General features: G+C 70.4%; 23 protein-coding genes. 4 read left to right on the forward strand and 19 right to left on the reverse strand.

Translation table 11 applies throughout. The annotated features are described in order from the left end of the window. Positions 1-16 precede the first annotated feature (16 nt). Both dcd and SM116_RS02095 read left to right on the forward strand, forming a co-directional pair. Positions 17-622: a dCTP deaminase gene (gene dcd / locus SM116_RS02090; RefSeq protein ID WP_320942813.1), complete on the forward strand. Its 606-nt coding sequence runs from the start codon at positions 17-19 to the stop codon at positions 620-622. Positions 623-643: 21 nt separating this feature from the next. Then, the gene (locus tag SM116_RS02095; protein WP_320942814.1) at positions 644-1,156 is read left to right on the forward strand and encodes a 2'-5' RNA ligase family protein; all 513 of its coding nucleotides are present in this window, start codon (positions 644-646) and stop codon (positions 1,154-1,156) included. A gap of 84 nt (positions 1,157-1,240) precedes the next feature. Here the strand turns inward: SM116_RS02095 and SM116_RS02100 are convergent, their stop codons facing one another. The 9 genes from SM116_RS02100 to SM116_RS02140 form a co-directional block, all read right to left on the reverse strand. Then, on the reverse strand, positions 1,241-2,749 hold the full coding sequence (locus SM116_RS02100) for an aldehyde dehydrogenase family protein (RefSeq protein ID WP_320942815.1): 1,509 nt from the start codon (positions 2,747-2,749) through the stop codon (positions 1,241-1,243). Continuing rightward, the gene (locus SM116_RS02105; RefSeq protein ID WP_320942816.1) at positions 2,746-3,390 is read right to left on the reverse strand and encodes an HD domain-containing protein; all 645 of its coding nucleotides are present in this window, start codon (positions 3,388-3,390) and stop codon (positions 2,746-2,748) included. The genes SM116_RS02100 and SM116_RS02105 overlap by 4 nt, the downstream gene beginning before the upstream one ends. Positions 3,391-3,405: 15 nt before the next feature. Further along, positions 3,406-4,710, reverse strand: coding sequence for an NAD(P)/FAD-dependent oxidoreductase (locus SM116_RS02110; RefSeq protein ID WP_320942817.1), 1,305 nt, complete (start codon positions 4,708-4,710; stop codon positions 3,406-3,408). Further along, positions 4,710-5,081, reverse strand: a complete 372-nt coding sequence (locus tag SM116_RS02115; RefSeq protein WP_320942818.1) for a 2Fe-2S iron-sulfur cluster-binding protein — start codon at positions 5,079-5,081, stop codon at positions 4,710-4,712. The genes SM116_RS02110 and SM116_RS02115 overlap by 1 nt, the downstream gene beginning before the upstream one ends. Positions 5,082-5,100: 19 nt before the next feature. Beyond that, positions 5,101-5,862, reverse strand: coding sequence for an SDR family NAD(P)-dependent oxidoreductase (locus SM116_RS02120; protein ID WP_320942819.1), 762 nt, complete (start codon positions 5,860-5,862; stop codon positions 5,101-5,103). Between the two features lie 9 nt (positions 5,863-5,871). Then, a complete protein-coding gene (locus SM116_RS02125; RefSeq protein WP_320942820.1) occupies positions 5,872-7,710 on the reverse strand; it encodes a PEP-utilizing enzyme in 1,839 nt (612 codons plus the stop codon). 67 nt (positions 7,711-7,777) lie between these two features. Beyond that, positions 7,778-8,851 (reverse strand): PEP/pyruvate-binding domain-containing protein, encoded by a 1,074-nt coding sequence (locus SM116_RS02130; RefSeq protein WP_320942821.1) that lies wholly within the window; start codon positions 8,849-8,851, stop codon positions 7,778-7,780. A 1-nt stretch (position 8,852) separates the two neighbouring features. Beyond that, on the reverse strand, positions 8,853-10,187 hold the full coding sequence (locus SM116_RS02135) for a cytochrome P450 (protein ID WP_320942822.1): 1,335 nt from the start codon (positions 10,185-10,187) through the stop codon (positions 8,853-8,855). Between the two features lie 123 nt (positions 10,188-10,310). Further along, complete coding sequence (locus SM116_RS02140; protein ID WP_320942823.1) at positions 10,311-11,093, reverse strand: IclR family transcriptional regulator; 783 nt, start codon at positions 11,091-11,093, stop codon at positions 10,311-10,313. Between the two features lie 108 nt (positions 11,094-11,201). On the opposite strand from SM116_RS02140, the gene SM116_RS02145 reads away from it, so the two are divergent. Together SM116_RS02145 and SM116_RS02150 are read left to right on the forward strand one after the other, a co-directional pair. Continuing rightward, the gene (locus SM116_RS02145; protein ID WP_320942824.1) at positions 11,202-11,960 is read left to right on the forward strand and encodes an HD domain-containing protein; all 759 of its coding nucleotides are present in this window, start codon (positions 11,202-11,204) and stop codon (positions 11,958-11,960) included. Positions 11,961-11,993: 33 nt separating this feature from the next. Next, positions 11,994-12,557 (forward strand): NYN domain-containing protein, encoded by a 564-nt coding sequence (locus SM116_RS02150; RefSeq protein WP_320942825.1) that lies wholly within the window; start codon positions 11,994-11,996, stop codon positions 12,555-12,557. A 29-nt stretch (positions 12,558-12,586) separates the two neighbouring features. On the opposite strand, the gene SM116_RS02155 is transcribed toward SM116_RS02150, so the two are convergent. From SM116_RS02155 to SM116_RS02200, 10 genes are read right to left on the reverse strand one after another with little or no spacing between them, the layout of a single operon-like run. Then, entirely contained in the window at positions 12,587-13,558 is a 972-nt protein-coding gene (locus SM116_RS02155; RefSeq protein ID WP_320942826.1) for an NAD(P)/FAD-dependent oxidoreductase, read from the reverse strand. Next, on the reverse strand, positions 13,555-14,916 hold the full coding sequence (locus tag SM116_RS02160; protein WP_320944225.1) for an FAD-dependent oxidoreductase: 1,362 nt from the start codon (positions 14,914-14,916) through the stop codon (positions 13,555-13,557). The genes SM116_RS02155 and SM116_RS02160 overlap by 4 nt, the downstream gene beginning before the upstream one ends. An 8-nt stretch (positions 14,917-14,924) precedes the next feature. Next, positions 14,925-15,698, reverse strand: a complete 774-nt coding sequence (gene cobA / locus SM116_RS02165) for a uroporphyrinogen-III C-methyltransferase (RefSeq protein WP_320942827.1) — start codon at positions 15,696-15,698, stop codon at positions 14,925-14,927. Then, complete coding sequence (locus tag SM116_RS02170; protein ID WP_320942828.1) at positions 15,695-16,663, reverse strand: ABC transporter permease; 969 nt, start codon at positions 16,661-16,663, stop codon at positions 15,695-15,697. The genes cobA and SM116_RS02170 overlap by 4 nt, the downstream gene beginning before the upstream one ends. After that, on the reverse strand, positions 16,653-17,399 hold the full coding sequence (locus SM116_RS02175) for an ABC transporter ATP-binding protein (protein ID WP_320944226.1): 747 nt from the start codon (positions 17,397-17,399) through the stop codon (positions 16,653-16,655). Before SM116_RS02175 ends, SM116_RS02170 begins: the two co-directional genes overlap by 11 nt. 47 nt (positions 17,400-17,446) lie before the next feature. Beyond that, entirely contained in the window at positions 17,447-18,517 is a 1,071-nt protein-coding gene (locus SM116_RS02180; protein ID WP_320942829.1) for an ABC transporter substrate-binding protein, read from the reverse strand. A 57-nt stretch (positions 18,518-18,574) separates the two neighbouring features. Continuing rightward, positions 18,575-19,939 carry a sulfate adenylyltransferase subunit 1 gene (locus SM116_RS02185; protein WP_320942830.1) on the reverse strand — a complete coding sequence of 455 codons (1,365 nt, stop codon included), beginning with the start codon at positions 19,937-19,939 and terminating at the stop codon, positions 18,575-18,577. Further along, the gene (gene cysD, locus SM116_RS02190) at positions 19,939-20,964 is read right to left on the reverse strand and encodes a sulfate adenylyltransferase subunit CysD (RefSeq protein ID WP_425563233.1); all 1,026 of its coding nucleotides are present in this window, start codon (positions 20,962-20,964) and stop codon (positions 19,939-19,941) included. Before cysD ends, SM116_RS02185 begins: the two co-directional genes overlap by 1 nt. Further along, the gene (locus SM116_RS02195; RefSeq protein WP_320942832.1) at positions 20,961-21,704 is read right to left on the reverse strand and encodes a phosphoadenylyl-sulfate reductase; all 744 of its coding nucleotides are present in this window, start codon (positions 21,702-21,704) and stop codon (positions 20,961-20,963) included. Before SM116_RS02195 ends, cysD begins: the two co-directional genes overlap by 4 nt. A 52-nt stretch (positions 21,705-21,756) precedes the next feature. After that, the gene (locus SM116_RS02200) at positions 21,757-23,442 is read right to left on the reverse strand and encodes a nitrite/sulfite reductase (RefSeq protein WP_320944227.1); all 1,686 of its coding nucleotides are present in this window, start codon (positions 23,440-23,442) and stop codon (positions 21,757-21,759) included. Between the last annotated feature and the right edge of the window lie 146 nt (positions 23,443-23,588).

The following is a 23,588-nucleotide window of genomic DNA, read 5'->3' on the forward strand; positions in this document are numbered from 1 at the left end:
CGGCTAGGCTGAACGCGTGCTGCTGTCTGACGGGGATATCCGCCGCGAGATCGAGTCCGAACGCATCGGCCTGTCCCCGTGGGATGCCGACATGGTGCAGCCCTCGAGCGTCGACGTGCGGCTCGACCGGTACTTCCGCCTGTTCGACAACCACAAGTACCCGTTCATCGATCCGGCGCTCGACCAGCCCGACCTCACGCACCTCGTCGAGGTCGAGCCCGACGAGCCGTTCATCCTGCACCCGGGCGAGTTCGCTCTCGGGTCGACCTTCGAGCAGGTGACGCTGCCCGACGACATCGCGGCGCGCCTCGAGGGCAAGTCGTCGCTGGGACGCCTCGGGCTGCTCACGCACTCGACCGCCGGATTCATCGACCCGGGCTTCTCGGGGCACGTGACACTGGAGCTCTCGAACGTCGCGACGCTGCCCATCAAGCTCTGGCCGGGGATGAAGATCGGGCAGATGTGTTTCTTCCGCCTCTCGTCGCCGGCCGAGAACCCCTACGGCACGGGGTCATACGGCAACCGGTACCAGGGCCAGCGGGGGCCGACGGCATCCCGTTCGTTCCAGCGGTTCCACGTCACGGACGTCGGGGTGTCGGATGCCGGTTCCCAGGGGCACTGACCGGCGACGCCCGATGCACCCGTGAAGCGTCCGGACACCGTGGGCATGGGGAGCGCGTCGGCTCGGAGCCTGTGGGTCGTGGTCGCGCTGTTCGAGGCGGTGACGCCCGGGATGTCGTTCAGCCGCCGCGAGTGGCCGCCCCACGTCACGCTGGCCTCGCCCTTCGTCGTCGAGGCACCGGCCGAAGATCTCGCCAGAGCGGTGGAATCAGCCGGCGGTGACGAATGGCCGCTGCGCGTCCGGTTCGGTGGTCGGGCGATGTTCGGCGCCCGCCACGACGTCCCCGTGCAGCTGGTGGAATCCGCCGACGTCGTCGCCCTGCATGAGCGCCTGGCCGTCGTTCTCGAGACGATGCCCGGCTTCGTCGCCCGTGATCCGCGGCACTGGCGACAGGGCTACCGGCCGCACATGACGCACGTGCCGACGGTCGCCGTCCACACGGGGGACTCCCGCGAGCTTCGGTCCATGGCGCTCGCCGAGCTCGCGGGTCCCACTGCGACCGTCATCGCCGCGTTCGACGGTTCTCGGATGTGAACCTGTGCGGGCCTCCTGCACACGAGCGCGAGCGCCTCTCGACAGCTCTCGCGCGTGGGCGAAGGCTGCCGGGACGGCGGCCGATCATCTCCTCCGCCTGTGGACGGACTGCGGCGTGAGATAGGCGGAGAGACCCTCGATGCCGTACTCGAGGCCGAGGCCCGAGTCGTGGCGACCGCCGAACGGCGCGACGTGGTTCGAGGCGAAGAAGTTGATTCCGATCGAGCCGGTGTCGATGCGGCGGGCCACCTGGAGGGCGGCATCCTCATCCGCCCCGAACACGATCCCGCCCAGACCGAAGCGGGTCGAGTTCGCGATCGCGATCGCATCATCGACGTCTCGGGCGCGCAGGATCGTCAGGACCGGTCCGAACACCTCCTCCTGGGCGATCCGCATGTCAGGCCGCACATCGGCGAACACCGTGGGCGCGACGAAGCTGCCGATCTCGAACGGGGGGTCGACGTCTCCCCCGAGGGTGGGACGCGCGCCCTCCGCGACACCGGCGCGGATCAGCCCGCGGACGGTGTCGCGTTGCGCGGCGGTGGCGACGGGCCCGAACACGGTCGTCGCATCCAGTGGGTCGCCGACGCGTGCCGCTCCCACAGTCGCCGTCACCATCGACACCAGCGCGTCGTACCGCTCGGGTGTGGCGATCAGGCGGGTGGATATGTAGCAGGTCTGCCCGGTGTTGCGGATGCAGCTGCGCAGCAGCACGGCCGACATCGCATCGAGGTCGGCATCGGGCAGCACGATCGCCGCGGACTTGCCGCCGAGCTCGAGCGTGACCGGACGCAGCAGTTCCCCGCAGGCTGCCGCGATGCGCCGGCCCACCGGCGTCGACCCGGTGAACGCGACCTTGTCGACATCGGGGTGCCGCACGAGCGCGTCGCCGGTCGCGGCCCCGCCGGTGACCAGGTTGATCACGCCCGGCGGGATGCCTGCCTCATCCGCCGCATCGAGCAGGAAGCGCACGGAGAGGGGCGTCGGGCTCGCGGGCTTGATCACGACGGTGCAGCCGGCGAGCAGCGCGGGGGCGAGCTTGATGACGACGAGGTTGATCGGAAAGTTCCACGGAGCGATCAGCGCGCACACCCCGACGGGGTCGCGGGCGACGAGAGTCTCGTTCGCGCCGCCCGGAAAGGGCCGGATATCGGGCTCCTCCAGGAACGTCGAGAGTCCCGCGAAGACGCGGAGGATGGATGCCGCGTTCCCGGCCGCCCCGGACGTCTCGGCGATCGGTGACCCGTTCTCGAGCGTGTTCGTGCGGGCCAGCGCCTCCGAGCGACGCTCGATGGCGTCGGCCATCCGGCGCAGCGCACCGGCCCGCTCTGCAGGCGTGCGCGAGGACCAGTCACCGAACGCCGCGCGGGCCGCTCGGACGGCCGCATCCACCTCGGCCGGTGAGGCCTCGGGAACCGAACCCCACTGTTCGCCGGTCGCCGGATCGGTCACGGGCAGGGCGTCCCCCGTGGAGCGGACCTCCTCGCCGCCGATGCGCAGCGTCGTGACGTCCGCATAGGGGAGGCGGGTCGCTGCGGAGCGATGCCGCTCCCGCATCCGGGCGGCCGCATCCGTTTCCCGCAGCGTGTTCACGACAGCTGGCCCGTCTTCAGGAGCGATTCGGAGCGGGAGAGCTCGGCATCCGCCATCTGCACGGCCGCCTCGGTGAGCAGCTCCGGGATGATCTCCGAGCGCAGGCGCCGGCAGTACTCGGCCGGAGTGAGCCGGAACCAGCCCGATGCCAGGGCGATGCCGGCCGGCGTGAAACGCCACAGCCGGTCGGCGTCTCGGACGAGGCTGTCTTCGAGCGAGCGCGAGTCCGGGCGGGTGTCGTGGCCGTCGATGATGTCGGTGACACGGGCGATGAACGCGGGGTCGTATCCGAGCGGAGGCAGCACCTCGCGGGCGATCATGCAACCGTGACGTTCGTGCTCGTAGCGCACATCGGCCTGGCGCCAGTCGCCGCTGAAGCCTTCACTGAGGATGCGCGACTCGTCCACGCGCGCCCACCCCGTGTCGTGCAGCAGGATCGCGACCCGCACGACGAGGGAGTCGGCCTCGGGATACGCGTCGCACAGGCGCTCGGCGAACGCGAACGAGATGGGCAGGTGGATGTCGTTGGCCCGGGCGCGCGACTCGACGACGATCGACCGCCAGACGGGGTCGAGGTCATCGCCCGACTCCCACGCGGAGATCGGTGAGGTGTCGGCGGGCACGGCGGTGGGGAGTGTCATCGCGGGTCTCCGGTTCTAGACGAGTGCCGCGGCGGCGGGCTCGACGATGGACCTCTTCACGGGGATGCCGGTGTCGGCGGCGTCTGCGGGTGGAATGGTGGCGCCGCGGCCGAGGGCGTGGCGTATCGCCATGAACTCCGCCGGGTGGTTGATGCAGTCCGCGGCGATGAGCCGACCGCTGCGGTAGTACAAGACGCTGAACTTCTCCGTTTCCGGATCGCCGCGCACCACGACCGAGTCGTAGCCCGTCGAGAGTCCGGCGATCTGCAGCTTGATGTCGGCCTGATCCGACCAGAACCACGGCACGCCTGAGTACACGGCGTCGCGCCCGAGCAGCGTCGCGGCGGCGACCTTCGCCTGCTCGAACGCGTTGTTGACGCTCTCGAGACGGATGCGACCCCCCGTGCCCAGCGGGTAGGGGTTCGGCATCACCGCGCAGTCGCCGGCGGCGACGGTGAGGCCGTCCGACGTGCGGCACGCCTCGTCGACGACGATGCCGCCGTCGACCTCGAGGCCGAGCTGATCCGCGAGCTCGACACGTGGGATGATGCCGATGCCGATGACGACGAGGTCGGCGGCGACGACCGTGCCGTCCTCCATCTCGACCCCGCTGACCGCCCCCTTGCCGCCGGCGACCGAGGAGTCGTCGCCCACGATGCGGGCGATGCGCGCATTCAGGAGGACCTCCGTGCCGCGACGGCGGTGCGCGCCGAGGTAGAACGCGCTGGTCTCCTCAGCGACGACGCGGCCGACGAGGCGGGGCGCCGCTTCGAGCACGGTGACGCTCTTGCCGAGCCCGCGGGCCACGGCTGCGGTCTCGAGCCCGATGAAGCCGCCCCCGACGACGACGACCCGGCGGGTGGCAGGGTCGCGCATCGCAGCCTCGAGGCTGATCGCGTCGTCGGCGTCGCGCAGGTAGTGGACTCCGCGGTAGTCGGTGCCGGGCAGCGGCAGGCGACGTACGGCGGCGCCCGTTGTGAGGGCCAGGCGTGCGAAGCGGATGCTGCGACCGCCCTCAGTCGTCGCGGTGCCGGCGCCGTCGGCGCCGCGGTGGATCGTCACGACCCGGTCGCCCGTCACGAGCTGGATGCCTCGATCGGCGAACCACTCCCGTGTGCGCAGGATCACGTCATCGGGCTCGAGCTCGCCCTTGATCCATCCCTTCGACAGCGGCGGCCGCTGGTACGGGCGATGATTCTCCTCGCCGATCAGGACGATCGGCTCGGTGTCGCCGAGTTCGCGCATGATCGATGCGAGCTGGACGCCCGCCTGGCATGCGCCGACGATCAGTGTGGTGCCCGCAGTGTCCGAAGAGCCCATCACAGCTGCTCCCGGGGAGTGGTCACGTGGTACTCGCAGCCGCCCTGGAGCTTGATCTGGCACGACAGCCGGGAGTTCTCTTCGCGCTCGACGGCGGTGCCGTCGAGCATCTCGTCCTCGAGATCTCCGGGGCCGCCGACGAGCGCGAGCGTGTCTTCGGCGACGAAGACGTGGCAGGTCGCGCAGGAGAGGCTGCCGCCGCATTCGCCGACGATCCCCGGCACGCCGTTGCGCACCGCGGTCTCCATGATCGAATCTCCGGGCCTGCCGGTGATCGTCGTCACGCCGCCGTCGTCGGCGGTGTACACCACGACGCTGTGCGTGCTGTCGACCAGCGCGGATTCTCGCGCGGGTGTCTCGATGATGCTCATGTCTTCTCCTGACTGAGGTCTAGAGGAACTGCCGCCCACCGTCGACGACGAGCGTCTGACCGGTGACGAAGGCGGATTCCGGGCTGGCGAGGAACAGGACGGCCCCCACGATGTCGTCGGGCTGGATGGGCCGCTTGATCGAGCCGCGGTCGATGCCGTACGACTCGGCGTCGGGCATGAGACTGTGGCTCGCCTCGGTGAGGGTGAAGCCGGGGGCGACGGCGTTCACGGTGATGCCGCGCGCGCCGAGCTCCTTCGCGAGCACGCGGGTCAGCCCGATCACGCCGGCCTTGCTCGCCACATAGTGCGCCCACTGAGCCGATCCGCTCATGACCGTCGCGGACGAGATGTTCACGATCCGCGCGCCCGTGTTCAGGAGCGGCGAGGATGCGCGGGCGACGAGCCACGGGCCCTTGAGGTTCACCGCCATCACGCGATCCCACTCGGTCTCGTCGATGTCCTCGAAAGGCGATCGGGTGAGGGTCGCGTAGATCGCGGCGTTGTTGATCACGACGTCGATGCCACCGCGTCCCGCCTCGGCGGTCAGGGCTGCCAGCTCGGCCGTGGAGGAGGCATCCGTCACATCGACCCCGGCGCCCGTGACGGTCAGCCCCTCCGCGGCCAGCTCGGCGGCCGCGCGCTCGGCGCCCACTCGGTCGATGTCGGCGATCACCACGACGTCGCCGCGGCGCGCGAACGCCTCTGCGAAGGCTCGTCCCAGCCCACCCGCCGCGCCCGTCACGAGGACCGTGCGGGGACTGCTCGTGGTGTCGTCGATCATCGCCTCGCCTCAGTCCAGGATCGTCACGGTGCCGGAGTTGCCGTCGACGCGGAGCATCTGTCCGGTGCGGATCTCGGAGGACGCCGTGCCCGTGCCGGTGACCGCCGGCATCCCGTATTCACGGCAGACGATCGCGGCGTGGCTCATCATGCCGCCGATGTCGGTGACCGTTGCGCGGATCTTGCCGAAGATCGGGCCCCAGCTGGGCGCCGTGACCGGGGCGACGAGGATCTCGCCGTCGCACACGTCGGAGAGCTGGTCCGCACTCGAGATCACGCGGGCCGGCCCCTCGGCGATGCCCGGAGAGGCGGCCATGCCCTTGAGCGTGCCCTCAGGCACATCGCCCACGCCCAGCCAGTTCTGGATCTGGTCGTCGGTGATGCCCCACAGCATGAGGGTGAACGGCTCGGTGATGACCGCGGGCGGCGTGTTGAGGGCCGGCTGCGGACGGGCGGTCGAGAGGGCGTCCACGATTCCGCGCCGGCGTTCGACCTCGGCCGGCCAGTAATCCGGTCCGATCGCAGGGGCGCCCACCATCCAGCCGTTGATGTAGTCGAACAGCGCCTCGCGGACCTCGTCACGGCGGAGGTAGAACATGTCGTTCGCCTGCGGCCAGAAGCCCTCGCCCTGCAGAACAGCGGACAGCTGCCGGGCCTTGCGCCAGAACACCCCCATCGTCCAGTGCTCGATGTAGAAGTTGTGGTTCTCGACGTAGGGGTACACCGTGCGGGCGAGTCCGAGCTTGCCGCGGAAGGTCTCGACCGCGTCGCCGCTGAGCATCTCGGCGTACTCCTCCGTGATCCGGTCGCGCTCGGCGATCAGGACGTCGACGTGGCGGTCGATGTCGGCGCCGCTGCGCAGGCGCTCGATGTAGCCCTTGACGAAGGCGAGCGGCGTCTCAGGCGCGTCGCGCCAGTACTCGTCGTGTGCGTAGAACCCGTTGCCGGTGGTGAAGTTGAACCACGGGTCCTGAGCGTCGGCCCATGCGTTCGTCCAGTCGACGCCGGCAGGGTCCGCGGCGATCGCGGCGAGCAGGCCGGCGGCATCCGACGTGTCGGCGAAGTGAGCGTCCAGGCCGTCGCGCACGGCGATGTGCGCGAGCTTCTTGAGCTCGTCGTCAGGGCGGAACAGCTCCATGTCGACGCCCTGCACCATCGTGGCGATCGCCTGGTCCGGAATGCGAGGGAACACGTCCTTGCAGAACATGAACAGGTCGAGATACGCGACGTAGCCGAGGTTGAGGAACTCGAAATGGTACTGCCAGGCGCGGTACGCCAGAGCGATGAGCCGGTCGTAGTCGGCGAGCAGCCGGGTCGCCGGACCGGTGCCCTTGCCGCTCAGCACGTCCTCGAGGGGGATCGCGTCGGGCAGGGCGACGAACTCGATCGACTCGAGCTCGTCGATCGTCTCCTTGAGCTTGCGGTGCCAGTTCTGCAGCAGGCTCTCCCAGTTCTGGAAGTAGTGCCCGGCGCGCTCCATGAACTGCGGGATGCGAGCCTCGATGTGCTGCGGGTCGACCGCCACGGGCGACATGAAGACGTATCCGTTGTGGATGCGGTACTCGATGCCGTTCGCCGTGGGGATCAGCAGCTGGCGGGAGTTGTACTGGCCGAGACAGCCGACCGCGAACTCGAACCCGATCGTCTCGAACGGCTTGGTGACCGTGGGCCAGTGCTGGCTGTCGCAGAACCAGAACTTCGCCTCCTCGGTCGCTCGGCGGTTCTCCTGGAAGACCAGGTTGTATGCGTAGAGGTCCTTCCAGCCCTCGGCGCCGGCGGGTGCCGGCTGCTCGTATGGGCTGGGGAAGGAGTTCTTCACCGGTGCGATGACAGCTGTCGCCTGTGACATTGTCGGGTCCTTTCGGGATGCTGGTTCGGGAGTGCGTGCGGGCGGGCGCCGCAGATCGGGACGATGATCATCGGCCGATCTGGGCCATGAGCGACTGGGTGATGCTGGCGATGCCGAAGCCCGACGTCGTCGCTGCGGCCGTGGATTCCTTCGACGCCCAGACGGTCTCGGGCCGGGATTGCAGGAGCAGCAGGTTCTCGCCGTCGGGCAGGCCCCGGTCGATCGCCCATTCGATGTCCTGCGGCGAGCCGAAGTGCTTCTCGGCCCGCTTGGCCATCGCGGCGACGAGGGTCACTTCCGCGTCGGTGAGCGAGCGGATGCTGCGCCGTTCGGGCTCGACCTCGCGCTCGATGATGCGCCGGGCGGACGCGTCCGGGACGAGCTCGATGTGCTTGTCACCGAGGTGCTCGGCAGAGATCGTCAGCATCACCTTGTCGACGTGGAGGTTGTCGGGCGTCACGAGACCGGACACGACCAGCTCACCCAGGCCCCACGCGGCGTCGATCACGATGGTGGAGCGGTCGCCGTTGGACGGGTCGATGGTCATTGCGACGCCGGCGGCCTTCGCATCCACCATCTTCTGGACGGCGACGGCCATCGACAGGCCCTCGTTCGGGATTCGGGCCCGCAGACGGTAGACGATCGCCCGGGACGTGTACAGCGAAGCCCAGCACCGGCGCACGTGCTCGGCGACCTCTTCGCGGCCGACGAGCCACAGATACGTGTCCTGCTGACCCGCGAAGCTCGCATCCGGCAGATCCTCGGCGGTGGCAGAAGACCTGACTGCGACGGGCGTCTCGGCGTCGAACCTCGACTGCAGGTCGGCGTATGCGGCCGTGAACTCGTCGTGGATCGCCGGCGGAACCGGGCGCTGCAGGATCTCGGCGCGGATCTGCGCGGAGACGGCGTCGATGCTGTCGACGTCGGCGGGGTCGATCGTGGCCAGCAGCGCGTGGATGTCGTCGGCGATGCCCGAGGTCTCGATGAACGCGGTGTACGCATCGGTGGTGATCGCGAATCCCGGGGGCACCGGCATCCCCGCCGTCGTGAGTGCCACCAGGGAGGCGCACTTCCCGCCGAGCATCTCGATCGGCGCGGGTCCGGCCTCGTCGAAGAAGCGGATGAACAGTCGCTCTGACATGTCAGACCTCCCAGGTCACGGGGACGGATGTGGGCGCGCGGAACGAGAGGTTCTCGCCGAAGGCGATCTCGCTGCCGGTGAGGCGGACGCTGGGCACGGCCGCCGCCGTCTCTTCGAGCACGATGCGGTCCTGGAGCTTGGCGAGCATGTTTCCGAGGCAGTAGTGGATGCCGTAGCCGAAGGACATGTGATTGCGGGCGTCCGTGCGGTCGATGTCGAACACGTCGGGGTGCGCGAACACCTCTTCGTCGCGGTTCGCCGAGCCCATCACGAGCAGGATGCCGGCGCCCCGGGGGATCGGCACGCCGCCGATCTCGGTGTCACGGAGGGCCTTGCGCCGCCACGCCACGATCGAGCCGCTGTAGCGCAGCACTTCGTCGATCGCGGCAGGGATGCGGGCGGGGTCGGCGACGATCGCATCCCATGCCTCACGGTGTCCGAGCAGCACACGCACCGAGTTGGCGATGAGCGTGGTCGTGGTCTCGTGGCCGGCGAACAGAAGGCTGTAGCAGAGCGAGGCGATCTCGTGATCGGTGATCTCGGCGCCGGCATCCTGCGCTTCGACGAGATCGGCGATCAGGCTGTCGCCGCCGTTGCGGTGGGCCTCGACGACGAGGCGCTGGCACTCCTGCCAGTACTCCACCAGGTTGTGCGCGTGCGGGATCTGCTGCTCGTCGGCGAGGTCGCCCCACGTCATCGCGGCGCGGGAGTCGGACCAGCGCTTGTATGTGGGCACCATCGCGGGGTCGACGCCGAGAAGCGTGAGGATCGTGATGGTCGGGATGTCGAAAGCGATATCGCGGAGGAAGTCGCCGTGACGGTCGGCGTCGGCGAGCATGCGCTGCAGCGCGGCGCGGGTGTTCTCGCGGATGGCGGGCTCGAGAGCCTTGAAGCGGCGCGGTGTGAAGGCGCGCTGGGCGATCGCGCGGATGCGGGTGTGATCCGGCGGAACGCGGGCCGAGAGGCCGGAGTAAGCGGTGAAGCCGCCCTCCTTCATGATGCGGGACGCCTCTTCTCCGCGTTCGCGCACGGGGGCCTGGGCGTTCTCGCTCGAGAAGGTCTCCCAGTCGTCGAACACGGCGCGCACGTCGGCCCAGCGCGTGACGACCCAGAGGCCGATGCGCTCGTCGTACATGACGGGCTCCTCCGAGCGGAGGCGCGCATACGCCGGGAACGGGTCGGTCATGTCGAACGGCTCGTAGCCGTGGTGCGCGTCCGCGCCAGCGGTGAAGGCCGAGTGGTCGACCGGGCAGGCCGCAGGGCCGGCAGCATCCGTCACGGCATCCGTGTCTGCTTCCGTTCCCGCGTCGTGCAGGTCGGTGCGCGATACTGCCATGGCGACTCCTTCGTCTCTGAACGTCGTGTCCTGGTTCAGCTCATGCCACCCGGAGGCGGCAGTCACATCTCACCCCCCGGGGCGTCGACCGCGATAGCCGGCTTCCACTGAGCGGAAGCGACCTCATCGCGGACGCGTGCCCGCCGGGGTCATGCTGCGCAGCGGGAATGCCCCGACACTGGTCTCGATGCGGTGAGCGATGCCGCGCAGCGCGGGCAGGTGCCGCTCCAGGCCCACCGCGGTGTCCGCGGATGTCACCAGGCCGAGTGCCGCCCCGATGCCGCCGTCGCGCTGGAAGATCGGCACCGCGATCGAGGCCGACCCGAGCCGGACTTCGTCGGCGGTCAGCGCGTAGCCGCGCGCGCGGATGACATCCAGTTCCACCCGCAGGGCGTCGGGGTCGACGTGGGTCTTCGGCGTGCGGCTCTCGAGCGGCTGGGCGAGCACGGCTTCGCGCAGCCACGACTCCTCGTGCGCGAGCAGGACCTTGCCGACCGCGGTCGCGTGCAGCGGAAGCCTGCCGCCCACACGTGATGCTTGCGGTACGCGGCGCGAGCCGTACACCCGATCGATGTACAGCGCCTCGGTATGCTCGCGCACCGCGATGTGCACGGTCTCCTGCGTGAGGCTGTAGAGGTCCTGCAGCAGAGGACGGGCGATGTCGCGTACCTGGCGACCGGCGTGCTGTCCGAGCTCCCACAAGCGCAGGCCGATCTGATACCGGCCGTTGTCGTCGCGCTGCAGCGCGCCCCAGTCCTCGAGCTCGGCGAGCAGGCGATGCGTGGTGCTCAACGGCAGTCCCGTCTCGTTGCTCAGCTCGGTGAGACTGCGGGGCGCGAGAGTCTTCTCGAACACGGCGAGGATCGACAGCATCCGCCCCGTCACCGACTGCCCCGGAGGGCTCACCCCACCCGCCATGCCGACTCCGCCCCTCGTGTCCGTCGGAGCATCATCGCTTCCGACCAGTGGAAGCGTAGTTGCTCGGGACCGGCGCTGCCTGAGAGCCTCCCGTTCATGAGCTCGTCGACGAGCACGCGCCTGGGCCGCGACATCCGCTCGCACATCCCGCCCGCATCCGACGTGCCCGGGGTCATCCGTCTGCGGGATCCGGACGCCGAGGTCTGGAATCGGGCGGCGCCGTACCTCGCGGTGCGCAACAACGACAGCCACACTCTGTACGCGTACGGCCTCGCCCGCGCCCTGTTGGCTCTGCTGCCGGATGCCGACCCGGAGGTCGTGCTGCCGGCGATCCTCCTCCACGACACCGGCTGGTCGACCGTGTCGGACGACCTGATCCTGGAGGCGATCGCGCCGGGAGGGGGACGTCCGGATCTGGTGCTGAAACACGAGAAGGAGGGTGCGCGGATCGCGACCGAGGTGCTGTCGTCACTCGGGCGAGACTCGGAGACCGTGCGTCGAATCGTGGAGATCATCGACGGGCATGACTCGCGACTTCATGCGCTGCACATCGACGATGCGATCGTGAAGGATGCCGACAAGCTCTGGCGGGTGACACCGCACGGGATCGAGATCGTCTGCGGGTGGTTCGGGCTGTCCCGCGAGGAATCCCTGCGCCTCACGTCACTGCGCGTGCAGGACGACCTCTTCACCGTGCCGGCGCGCGCAATGGCGCGCGGGTTCGCGGCGATCGGATCGATCGTGGTCGCGCCCCAGCGAGCCGGCTTGATCTCGCGGTCGACGTCCCTTCAGGTGGGCGATGGCACGATAACCGTCGGACCGGTCGGTCCGCGGGAAGCGGCACGGCCCGCGTAGGCTTCGGCTGGGGAACAGACGGAGGAGACGCACGTGTCGGACGCGGAGTCACGATCGACCTGGGTGCTCGTGGATGGTGAGAACATCGACGCGACCTTCGGCACGTCGATCCTCAACAGGAGGCCGCAGCCAGACGAGCGGCCGCGATGGGATCGCCTCCTCGCGTTCGCGCAGAGGACGTGGGGTCAGGCCGCGCGCGGCGTGTTCTTCCTGAATGCGTCCTCGGGCATTCCGATGCCCTTCGTGCAGGCGTTGAAAGCGATGGACTACATCGTCGTCCCGCTGTCGGGTGCGCCGGACGAGAAGGTGGTGGATATCGCCATCCAGCGCACGCTGCAGGCCCTCGCCGGCAGGACAGCGGATGTGATGCTGGTCAGTCACGACGGCGACTTCCTTCAGGACGTGTCCGATCTCATCGGACCGCAGCGGCGGGTGGGGATCGTCGCCTTCTCGGAGTTCCGCAACGCCGGCTACAGCACGCTCGCCGGTCTCGAGAAGTTCGACCTCGAGTACGACGCACGGGTCTTCGACGCCCCGTTGCCCCGCATCAGGGTCATCCCGATCGACGAATTCGATCCGAACACGTTCCTCGACTGAGTGCCCGCCTCGCGCCGGCTGCCACCTGCTCAGTGGGCGGTGACCACGCCGACGAGGTCGTGCACGATGACGGCCGCGCTGCGCGCGCCCTGGCCCGCCGCCACGATGAGCTGCTGGGGACCGGGGGCCGCCGCATCCCCCGCACCGTACAGGCCGGGGATGCTCGTGCGGCCCGAGCGGTCGACCACGAGATGCCCGTGCTCGTCGCGCGACGCGTCGAGGCCCGCCAGGAACTCCAGTGCGGGCGTCCAGACCGGACGGACGAAGCCGCCCTCGACCGGCACGACCGCCCCGCTCGCGAGGCGCACGCCGGTGATCGCGCCGCGGTCGCCCTCGAGGTCGGCGATCGATTCGCGCTCGACACGCACACCGGATGCCGCGAGCTCCGCTTCGTCGGCGGTATCCACCGTGTCGGCGCCGTTCGTGAAGACCGTGAGGCTGTGCGTCCAGCGGGCGATGAGCCGAGCCCGAGCCGCGAGATCGCCGGTCTCGCCGATGAGGGCCAGGGGTCGGTCCTGCAGCTCCCACGCGTCGCACGCCGCGCAGCTGAAGACGCTCATGCCGTAGAAACCGCGGATTCCCGGCACATCCGGCAGCGTCTCGCGCAGTCCCGTGGCGACGAGCACCGAGCGGGCATGCACGGATGCGGGACCCTTGCGGCCCTCGAGGACCGCGGCGAAGCGCGCCCCGTCGGCACCGGCGGTCTCCTCGAGCGACGCCACCTTCGTGCGCACCAGGACCTGGACGTTCGGGTACGCGGCGAGCTCCTCGCGCGCGAGGCGGCGGAGCTCCTGCGGCGGGACTCCGTCGCGTGTGAGGAAGCCGTGCGAGCGGAGGGTCGCCGCGTTGCGGGGGCGGTCGGCATCCACCACCACGACCGTCGCGCGGGCGCGACCGAGGTTCAGGGCGGCGGAGAGCCCGGCGGGTCCGCCGCCGATGACGAGCACATCGACGACGGGAGTCTCGCCGCTCTCCGCTCCGCCGGGCGCCGGGTCGGTCATGAGCCGAGCAGGGAACCGCTGCGCGAGAGCTCGACCTGCTCGTCGCGCGGCACGACCTTCACGCGCTCGCGCGTGTGCTCGTGCGCAGCGCCGAGCGCGCGCTCGTGGGCATCGAGGGCCAGCCAGCCGTCCCAGGTCGTGTACGCGACGTCGCGCTCGGCCAGCAGATCGAGCACGTCGCCGTCGACCGTCGGAGCCGTCAGCACGCCGTGCTCGACGTCGGCGACCAGGTGGGCGATCGTCTCCATCGCATCGGACTTCGTGTGACCGATGAGGCCGACCGGTCCGCGCTTGATCCAGCCGGTCGCGTAGAGCCCGGTCGACACCCGGCCCTCGACGTTCGGGATGACGCCGCGAACGTCGTCGAACGGCGCATCCACGATCGGCGAGCCGAAGTACCCGACCGCGCGGTAGACCTGCTGCACCGGGATCTCGCGGTACTCGCCGGTTCCGACGACGCCGCTCTCGGTGGGCGTCGTCCGCTCGAACCGCACCGCCTCGACGCGCTCCGTGCCGACGACCTCGACCGGCGCGTGCCAGAAGTGCAGGTGCAGGCGACGGGACGCGCCGGACGGCCCGCGGTCCCGCCACGACTGGAACGTGCGCAGCATGACCTTGAGCTGGTTGTTCGTGGCGGCCGCCGCATCCAGCGTCTCGAAATCCTCGTCGGCGAGCACGATGTCGACGTCGCGCACCTCGCCGAGCTCGCGCAGCTCGATGGGCGTGAACTTGACGTCGGCCGGGCCGCGGCGTCCGAAGACGTGCACGTCGGTGACGGCCGAGGCCTCGAGTCCCGCGAGCACGTTGTCCGGGATCTCGGTCGGGCGCAGGTCCACCGCGTGCTTCGCGAGGACGCGGGCGACGTCGAGCGCGACGTTCCCGTTGCCGATGACGGCGACCGCGGAGGCATCGAGCGGCCACTCGCGCGGGACGTCGGGGTGCCCGTCGTACCAGGCGACGAAGTCCGCGGCACCGTACGAGCCGGGGAGGTGGATGCCGGGGATGTCGAGCTCCGCATCGCGGATCGCACCGGTGGCGAGGATCACGGCGTCGTAGCGCTCGTGCAGCTCGTCGATCGCGATGTCGCGGCCGACCTCGACGTTGCCGATGAACCGGGTGGTGCCGGCATCCAGCATCTCGTGCAGCGAGGTGACGATGCCCTTGATGCGCGGGTGGTCGGGCGCGACGCCGTAGCGGATGAGGCCGTACGGCGCGGGGAGGGACTCGAACAGGTCGATGCGTGCTCCGACAGGCTCAGCAACCGGTCCCTGAGCTTGTCGAAGGGCGTTCGTGAGGATGTTGCCGGCGTAGATGCCGGCAGGGCCGGCTCCGACGATCGCGACGCGGAGGTGATTCAAAGAGGAGGTCACAGCGAGGCGGCCTTTCTGTCTTCGGTTTCGAGAGCTTCTGCGTACAGGCTGAGCGACACGACGTCGCCGGCGACGACGACGGCGGGCGAGCGCACGCCGCGGAGCGCGGCCTGGTGCGCGATGGTGGCGAGCGTTCCGACGGTGACCCGCTGGCCGGGGCCGAACCCGTCTTCGACGATCGCGACGGGGCAGTCGGCCCCGCGCTCGCCGCGGGCCAGGGTCATGGCCGCGTGCGCGAGGGTGCCGATGCCCATGAGCAGGACCACCGTGTGATCGCGGCCGCCGCCGAGCTGCTGGATCTGGTCGTGGGCGGTGACGACGGTGAAGGCCGTCGCGACGCCGCGGTGGGTCAGCGGGATGCCGGCGATCGCGGGCACCGAGACGGCTGACGTGACGCCCGAGACGACCTCGACGTCAACGCCCGCCTCGAGGCAGAACTCGCGCTCCTCGCCGCCGCGGCCGAAGACGTACGGGTCGCCGCCCTTCAGCCGCACGACGTTCTTGCCGTCGCGGGCGAGGTGCACGAGCAGGGCGTTGATCGCGTCCTGCGGCACGGCGTGGTGCCCCGGGAGCTTGCCCACGTCGACGACCTCGGCCGCGAGCTCCACGCCCTCGGCGGCGAGCCCGTCGAGGACCGCGCGCGCGCCGAGGCGATCGGCGACGATGACGTCGGCCCGCTCGAGAGCGCGCAGGCCCCGCAGGGTCAGCAGGCCGGGATCGCCCGGGCCCGCCCCGACGAGCCAGACCTTGCCGGTCGCACGGCGGCTCATCGGGCCGTCTCCACGAGCAGGCCCCGGCGGCGCAGCATCCGTCGCTCGAACGGGGCGAAGACCACGAGCTCCACGAGGATGCCGATGACGAGGATCACCAGGATGGCGGCGAGCACCGACGAGATGTCGGCGAGCTGGCGCGAGGTGTCGAGCAGCGAGCCCAGACCGAAGCCCATGGTGCCTCCGACGGTGATGATCTCTGCGGCCATGAGCGACCGCCACGCGAACGCCCACCCCTGCTTGAGGCCGGCGACGTACCCGGGCAGTGCGGCAGGCAGCACGATGAGGGTCGCCAGGCGCAGGTGCCGCGCGCCGAGCACCGTCCCCACCCGCCGCAGCTGCGGCGGCACCTGGTCGACGCCCGACACGAGGCCGTTCACGATGGACGGGATGGCGCCCATCAGCACGACGAAGTAGGCGGTGGCATCCGTCAGTCCGAACCACAGGATCGCGGCGGGGACCCATGCGACGGACGGCAGCACCTGCAGCCCCGAGATGATCGGGCCGACGGCGCGACGGATGGGTCGCACCTCGGCGAGGAGCAGCCCGACGGGCGTCGCGACGACGATCGAGATGAGGAAGCCCAGGATGCCGCGCTCCAGGCTCGTCACGATCGCGGTGGGCAGTCGGCCCGACGCCCAGGCGTCGCCGAGGGCGGCCGCGACATCCGCCGGTGAGGGCACGATGTCGGGCCGCGGCTGGGCGATGACGATGTAGAGCTGCCACGCGACGAGCAGCACGACGATGAAGAGGATGGGCGGCAGCACGCTCGTGCGGAACCGGCGCCACCCGCTCGGGCGGCGCTCGGCATCCGTCTGCAGGCTGTCGAGGCCGGCGGCGAGGTCGCGAAGCTCGGTGTCGGTCGGTGCGACGACGCGGACGACCGCCGGGCTCGGGGACGCGCTCGCCCCTGCGGGTGGAGCCTCGACGGGCTCGGCGACGGGGATGCGGGTTTCAGGCGGCATTGCGGCGGATCTCCTTGCGCAGCTGCTCGGTGATCTGCTGCTCGAGGACGACGTGGTCGGCTCCTGCGGTGCGCCACTGGCCGGCGATGCGGCCCGGACGGCTCGAGAGCAGGATGACGCGCTGGCCGAGGCGGGCGGCCTCGCGCACGTTGTGCGTGACGAAGACGATCGTGCGGCCGGTGGCGCGCCACACCCGCGCGAGCTCCTCGTGCAGGAGGTCGCGCGTGATGGCGTCGAGCGCGGCGAACGGCTCGTCCATCAGGAGCACCGGGCGGTCCTGGGCGAGGGCGCGAGCCAGCGCGACACGCTGGCGCATGCCGCCGGACAGCTCGTGCGGGCGCTTGTCCGCCGCATCCGTCAGCGAGACGATGTCGAGCAGCTCCAATGCTCGCTCGCCGCGCTCCGCACGCGGCACGCCCCGCAGGCGCAGCGCGAGCTCGATGTTGCGGCGGGCGGTGAGCCACGGCATGAGGGCCGAGTCCTGGAACATGAAGGCCGAGCCCTCCGCCGGCGTCTCGATCGTCCCGGCGGTCGGGGCATCGAGGCCCGCGATGAGGTTCAGCAGGGTCGACTTGCCGCAGCCGGACGCGCCCAGGAGGCAGACGAACTCGCTCGGTGCGATGTCGAGGGAGATGTCGTCGAGCACGACCGGCCCGGCGCCGTAGCGCTTGCCGACGTGCTGCAGGCGGACGGCCGGCGCCGGAGCGAGCGGCGGCGCGACCGGCGGCGTCGTCATGTCGAAGCTCGGTCCGAGGCGGCGCTCGGGCGCCGGCGATCCGGAACTCATTGTTCTCCGAGCCCGTGCGCCGAGACGGTCTTGTCGCCGTCGGCCTTCAGGACCTCGTTGAGCAGCCGCAGGTCGAACAGCCCGTCGACCGAGCCCCTCTTCTGCGTGCCGGCCCGGAGGCCGTGCTGTACGAGCTGGGTGTAGGTCTGCGCCTGCGGGTCGGCCGAGAACGTCACGTGCTCGAGCGACCGGCGCAGCACCGCGTCGGACAGCCCCTTGCCGGAATCGGCCTTCAGCTTCTCGTTGATCGCGTTCGCGGCCGTGCTCTTGTTCTCGTTCAGCCACGCGATCGCGTCGACGTCGCCCTGGACGAGCTGCTTGACGGTCTGCGGATGCTTCGCCAGGAATTCCGCGTTCACCAGCAGCACGGTCGTGGGGAACGCGCCGTTCTTCCACAGATCGGCCTCGTCGACGAGCACGGTGGCGCCCGCCTCCTCGACCAGGCGCGACACCCACGGCTCCGGCAGCCACGCGCCGTCGATCTTGCCCTGCCGGAACAGCGCGAGCGTCTGCGCGTTGTCGGTCGGCGTGATCTTGACGTCGCCGCCGCCGGTCGTGTCGGTCTTGAAGCCCCGGCCCGCGAGCCAGTTGCGCAGCGCGACATCCTGCGTGTTGCCCAGCTGCGGAGTCGCGAGCGTCTTGCCCTTGAGGTCCTCGGGCTTCGTGATGCCGCTCTTGACGACGAGTGCCGCGCCGCCGGTGGTCGCACCGGCGACGATGCGCACCGAGCGCCCCGCCGACTGGATGTACGAGTTGATCGACGGGTTCGGGCCGATGAACGCCGCGTCGATCGCGCCGGCGGACAGCGCCTCGATCGTCGCCGGGCCGGCGTTGAACAGCTCGGCCGAGACCTTCGCCGTGATGTCCTTGTCGAAGATCCCCTCCTGCAGCCCGACGAGCGCCGGTGCGTGGGTCACATTGGCGAAGTAGCCGATGCGGATCTCGGAGGCGGGAGTCCCGCCGGTGAGAGCGGCGGGCGTGCGCGTCGCCGCATCTGCGGAGGCGGCGCAGCCGGCAAGCATCATGGCCGCCAGGGCCAGGGTCGTGAACTTCGCGGTCTTCATCATTGCGTTGCGCCTCCTTCGTGATCAGTGGATGTGACGGTGTTGCGGTATCCGGGCGGTTCAGGCCAGGACGGTCCCGGCGGCGAGCGTCGCGCCGTCGGACGGATGGATGACCAGGAACGATCCGCCCGCGCGCCCCTGCGCGTAGGGCTCGACCGGCAGGTCGGCGGCGACGCGCACGTGCGCCCGGCCGATGTCGTTCACCGAGAGGGATGCCGCGTCCTCGTGCGCGAGCGCGTCGAGGTCGTAGCGGCTCGTGATCTGCAGCACCGCCTGGACCGTGGAGGTGCCGTGTTTCACCAGCACGCGAGTGCCGGATGCGAGTCCGCGGGCGTCGAGCTGGAACAGCTCGGCGTCGAACTCACGGGTCGGCGCGGGCGCGGCGTCGGCAGCGGCGATGACCGTGCCGCGGGCGGCATCCACATCGTCCGCGAGTTCGATCGCGACCGACTGGGGGGCGGATGCCTCGTCCGTCGGCGCTCCGGCCACCCACACACCCGTCACCGTCGTCCGCAGGCCCGTCGGGAGGACGGTGACCTCGTCACCGACGCGGACACGGCCCGAGGAGACACGGCCGGCGGAGGCGCGGTAGTCGCGGAACTCCTCGGCATCCAGCCCCGGCGCGAGGGCCCCCTGCGGGCGGATCACCAGCTGCACAGGCAGCCGGAACGGCTCGCGCTCGGTCTCGAGCTGGTCCTCGGCGGGGAGGGTCTCCAGGAGGTCGATGAGCGAGGGGCCGTCGTACCAGGGGGTCCGCTCCGAGCGGTCGACGATGTTGTCGCCGTCGAGGGCCGAGACGGGCAGCACGTGCAGGTCGTCGATCTGAAGCTGCGCCCCGACGGCGCGGGCCTGGGCCTCGACGTCCGCGAAGACCTCGGCGGAGAAGTCGACGAGGTCGATCTTGTTCACGGCGATGATGACGTGCGGCACGCGCAGCAGCGCGACGACGGCCAGGTGACGTCGGGTCTGCTCGAGCACGCCCTTGCGCGCGTCGACCAGGACGATGACGGCGTCGGCCGTCGCGGAGCCGGTGACCATGTTGCGGGTGTACTGCACATGTCCGGGGCAGTCGGCGAGGATGAAGCTCCGGCGGTCGGTCGCGAAGTAGCGGTAGGCGACATCGATCGTGATGCCCTGCTCGCGCTCGGCGCGCAGGCCGTCGGTGAGCAGGGCGAAGTCGAAGCCGGTGCCGTGCGCGAAGCCGCGCTCGGCGGATGTGCGGGCCACCTGCTCGAGCTGGTCGGCGAGGATGGCCTTCGCGTCGTGCAGCAGGCGGCCGACGAGCGTCGACTTGCCGTCGTCGACCGAGCCGGCGGTCGCGAAGCGGAAGAGGGTCGTCCCCTCCGGTCGCCGAGACGGTCGAAGCGTGGAGATGTGCGGCCCCTCGACGAGCTCGGGGACCGGATCGATCTGAGCGGTGCTCATCAGAAGTATCCGTCCTTCTTGCGGTCCTCCATGGCGGCCTCGCTGATGCGGTCGTCGGCGCGCGTCGCGCCCCGCTCGGTCAGCGTCGAGACGGCGACCTCGGCCACGATGTCGGCGGTGGTCGCGGCATCCGATTCGACCGCTCCGGTGCAGCTCATGTCGCCGACCGTGCGGTAGCGGACCGTGCGCTTCTCGACCGTCTCGTGGGCGAGCGGCTGCGAGACCTCGCCGACCGCGCGCCACATGCCGTCACGGCGGAAGACGTCGCGCTCGTGCGCGAAGTACAGCGGCGGGAGGGCGATGCCTTCGCGCTCGATGTAGCGCCACACGTCGAGCTCGGTCCAGTTCGAGATCGGGAACGCGCGGACGTGCTGACCCGGGGTGTGGCGGCCGTTGTACAGGCTCCACAGCTCCGGACGCTGGTTGCGCGGATCCCACTGGCCGAACTCGTCGCGCAGGGAGATGATGCGCTCCTTGGCGCGGGCCTTGTCCTCGTCGCGGCGGGCGCCGCCGAAGACGGCGTCGTGGCGGCCGGCGGCGATGGCGTCGAGGAGAGGCGTCGTCTGCAGCGGGTTGCGCGTGCCGTCGGCGCGCTCATGCAGGCGGCCGTCGTCGATGTAGTCCTGCACGCGGGCGACGTCCAGACGGATGCCGAGGCGGGCCACGGTGTCGTCGCGGAACGCGATGACCTCGGGGAAGTTGTGGCCGGTGTCGACGTGCAGCACCGGGAAGGGAACCTTGCCCGGGAAGAACGCCTTGGTCGCCAGGTGCAGCACGACGACGGAGTCCTTGCCGCCGGAGAAGAGCAGCACCGGGCGCTCGAACTCGGCGACCACTTCACGGATGATGTGGATCGCCTCGGCCTCGAGCTGGTCGAGGGCATCGAGGCCGCCGGGTGCAGTCACAGCATCCCGATCCTGCGCACTGCCGGTGATCCGGCCGAAATCGGGGCTATCGGCCGAATTCGCCCGATATCCGCCGGATTGCCGCCCGGCGGCGGAAAGGTCGATCGTGTCGGTGCTCATACGTGCAGCCCGCATTCCGTCTTGGAGGTGCCGGCCCAGCGGCCCGATCGGGGGTCTTCGCCGGCGGCGACCGGCTTCGTGCACGGCTCGCAGCCGATGGATGGGTAGCCGAAGTTCACGAGCAGATTGACCGGTGCCTTGTGCTCGGCGGCGTAGGCGAGGAGGTCGTCGAAGCTCCAGGATGCGACCGGGTTGACCTTGACGAGACCGTTGCGCTCGTCCCACGAGACGAGGGGCGTGTTCGTGCGCGTAGGCGCCTCGTCGCGGCGGACACCGGTGAACCACACCTCGTAGCCGCCGAGCGCGTCGTGCAGTGGCGCCACCTTGCGGCGGGCGCAGCACAGCGCCGGGTCGCGCTCGAAGAGCTTGGCGCCGAACTCGGCATCCTGCTCGGCGACCGTCTGATCCGGGGTGATGTCGATGATCCGCACGTCGAGGACGCGCTCGACCTCGTCCCGCGTCGCGTACGTCTCCGAGAAGTGGTAGCCCGTGTCGAGGAAGAGCACGTCGATGCCCGGGAGCTGCTCGGCGACGAGGTGCGGGAGGGCGGCGTCGGCCATCGAGCAGGCGACGGCGGCGGCATCCGCCCCGAAGTTCTGCGCGACCCACGCGACGACCTCGGCGGGCGTCGCCTCGTGGTCGGTGAGGCTGCCGAGCTCGACGTTGCCGCGCTCGGCGAGGGCCTTGAGCTCTTCGGCGCTGCGCTTGGCGGCGGCGCGGGGGGCAAGCGAAACGGTCATTGTCCTGAGGTCCTTTCTGAGGCGCCGGCTCGCTGCGCCGCGAGAGCGGCGCTCATTGCAGAGCCTCCTCATCGGCGCGGTGCGCCCACTCGGCGAACGACTCGTCGGCCTCGCGGTCGGCGAGGAACCGGCGGACGACCCGCTCGACGTAGTCCGCGATGCCGTCGGCCGCGACCTTGAGGCCGCGGACCGTGCGGCCGAGGCCCGGCTCTTCGCGCAGCGGCGAGGCGAGTCCGCCACCGAGGTGCACCTGGTAGCCGGGCACCTGCTCGTCGTCGATGACCACCAGCTGGCCCTTGAGGCCGATGTCGGCGGTCTGGATGCGGGCGCACGAGTTCGGGCAGCCGTTGACGTGGAGCGAGATCGGATGCGGGAGGTCGATGCCTGCGAGGCGCTCTTCGAGGACCTCGATGGCGGCCGCGGCGTTGACCTTGGTCTCCACGATCGCGAGCTTGCAGAACTCGATGCCCGTGCACGCGATGGTGCTGCGGCGGAAGAGATCCGGGCGCGACGAGAGGCCGAGCTCATCCAGGCCGGCGACGAGCGAGGGGATGCGGTCCTCCTCGATGTCGAGGATGACGAGCTTCTGGTGCGGGGTCGTCCGCACGCGGGTCGATCCGTGGGCCTCGACGAGGTCGGCGAGCCGGGTCAGCTGGCTCCCGGAGGAGCGGCCGACGAGCGGCGTGACGCCGACGAAGAACCGACCGTCCTTCTGGCGGTGGATGCCGACGTGATCGCCGGGGCTCGTCGGCTTCGGGGCGGCCGGGCCGTCGGGGAGCGGCGCATCCAGGTACTCCGTCTCGAGCACCTGGCGGAACTTCTCCGTGCCCCACTCGGCGAGGAGGAACTTCAGGCGCGCCTTGTTGCGCAGGCGCCGGTAGCCGTAGTCGCGGAAGATCTGCGTGACGCCGTGCCACACCTCGGCGACGCGATCAGGCGGCACGAAGGTGCCGAGGCGCTCGCCGAGGCGGGGAGTCGTCGAGAGGGCCCCGCCGACCCAGAGGTCGTAGCCGGGGCCGAGCTCGGGGTGCACGATGCCGACGAACGCCACGTCGTTGATCTCGTGGACGACGTCCTGGCTGGGGTGGCCGGTGATGGCGGTCTTGAACTTGCGCGGAAGGTTCGCGAGCGACGCGTCGCCGATGAAGCGCTCGGTGATCTCCTGGATCTGCGGCGTCGGGTCGATGATCTCGTCCGCGGCGATGCCGGCGACGGGGGATCCGAGGATGACACGGGGGACGTCGCCGCAGGCCTCGGTGGTCTGCAGGCCGACCGACTCGAGCCGGCGCCAGATCTCCGGGACATCCTCGACGCGGATCCAGTGGAGCTGGATGTTCTGGCGGTCGGTGACGTCGGCGGTGTCCCGGCCGAACTCGGTCGAGATCCCCGCGATGACGCGCAGCTGCTCGGTGGTCAGCTGCCCGCCGTCGATGCGGACGCGCAGCATGAAGTACTCGTCCTCGAGCTCGTGCGGCTCGAGGGTCGCGGTGCGGCCGCCGTCGATGCCCGGCTTGCGCTGCGTGTAGAGGCCCCACCAGCGGAAGCGCCCGTGGAGGTCGGTGGGGTCGATGCTCGCGAATCCGCCCTCCGCGTACGTGTTCTCGATGCGCTCGCGGACGGCGAGGCCGCCGTCCTCCTGCTTCCACTCCTCGTTGCCGTTCAGCGGCGTGGTGCCGTCGATCTTCCACTGGCCGTTCGGCTTGGATGACGGGCGCGGCGGGCGCGCGCGGTCTGTGATCGGGCGGGCGTGCCCGGACGCAGACGCCGCCGGCTGTCGCTCGCTCGTGTCGCTGATCGTCACCGCTGGCACCTCCCCGCTCGTCCGGCTGGGCCGGGCAGGCCCGTTCGGACCTCTGGCGAGGCTATGGCGGAGCGTCGGCCTGT

Source organism: Microbacterium rhizosphaerae (assembly GCF_034120055.1).
GTDB classification, from domain to species: domain Bacteria; phylum Actinomycetota; class Actinomycetes; order Actinomycetales; family Microbacteriaceae; genus Microbacterium; species Microbacterium rhizosphaerae.

Excerpts from the sequence above, each read along its gene's own strand:
- SM116_RS02105 (WP_320942816.1), bottom strand. The coding sequence starts at position 3,390 with ATGACACTCCCCACCGCCGTGCCCGCCGACACCTCACCGATCTCCGCG.
- SM116_RS02110 (WP_320942817.1), bottom strand. The coding sequence starts at position 4,710 with ATGGGCTCTTCGGACACTGCGGGCACCACACTGATCGTCGGCGCATGC.
- SM116_RS02115 (WP_320942818.1), bottom strand. The coding sequence starts at position 5,081 with ATGAGCATCATCGAGACACCCGCGCGAGAATCCGCGCTGGTCGACAGC.
- SM116_RS02120 (WP_320942819.1), bottom strand. The coding sequence starts at position 5,862 with ATGATCGACGACACCACGAGCAGTCCCCGCACGGTCCTCGTGACGGGC.
- SM116_RS02125 (WP_320942820.1), bottom strand. The coding sequence starts at position 7,710 with ATGTCACAGGCGACAGCTGTCATCGCACCGGTGAAGAACTCCTTCCCC.
- SM116_RS02130 (WP_320942821.1), bottom strand. The coding sequence starts at position 8,851 with ATGTCAGAGCGACTGTTCATCCGCTTCTTCGACGAGGCCGGACCCGCG.
- SM116_RS02135 (WP_320942822.1), bottom strand. The coding sequence starts at position 10,187 with ATGGCAGTATCGCGCACCGACCTGCACGACGCGGGAACGGAAGCAGAC.
- SM116_RS02145 (WP_320942824.1), top strand. The coding sequence starts at position 11,202 with ATGAGCTCGTCGACGAGCACGCGCCTGGGCCGCGACATCCGCTCGCAC.
- SM116_RS02155 (WP_320942826.1), bottom strand. The coding sequence starts at position 13,558 with ATGACCGACCCGGCGCCCGGCGGAGCGGAGAGCGGCGAGACTCCCGTC.
- cobA (WP_320942827.1), bottom strand. The coding sequence starts at position 15,698 with ATGAGCCGCCGTGCGACCGGCAAGGTCTGGCTCGTCGGGGCGGGCCCG.
- SM116_RS02170 (WP_320942828.1), bottom strand. The coding sequence starts at position 16,663 with ATGCCGCCTGAAACCCGCATCCCCGTCGCCGAGCCCGTCGAGGCTCCA.
- SM116_RS02175 (WP_320944226.1), bottom strand. The coding sequence starts at position 17,399 with ATGACGACGCCGCCGGTCGCGCCGCCGCTCGCTCCGGCGCCGGCCGTC.
- SM116_RS02180 (WP_320942829.1), bottom strand. The coding sequence starts at position 18,517 with ATGATGAAGACCGCGAAGTTCACGACCCTGGCCCTGGCGGCCATGATG.
- SM116_RS02185 (WP_320942830.1), bottom strand. The coding sequence starts at position 19,939 with ATGAGCACCGCTCAGATCGATCCGGTCCCCGAGCTCGTCGAGGGGCCG.
- cysD (WP_425563233.1), bottom strand. The coding sequence starts at position 20,964 with ATGAGCACCGACACGATCGACCTTTCCGCCGCCGGGCGGCAATCCGGC.
- SM116_RS02195 (WP_320942832.1), bottom strand. The coding sequence starts at position 21,704 with ATGACCGTTTCGCTTGCCCCCCGCGCCGCCGCCAAGCGCAGCGCCGAA.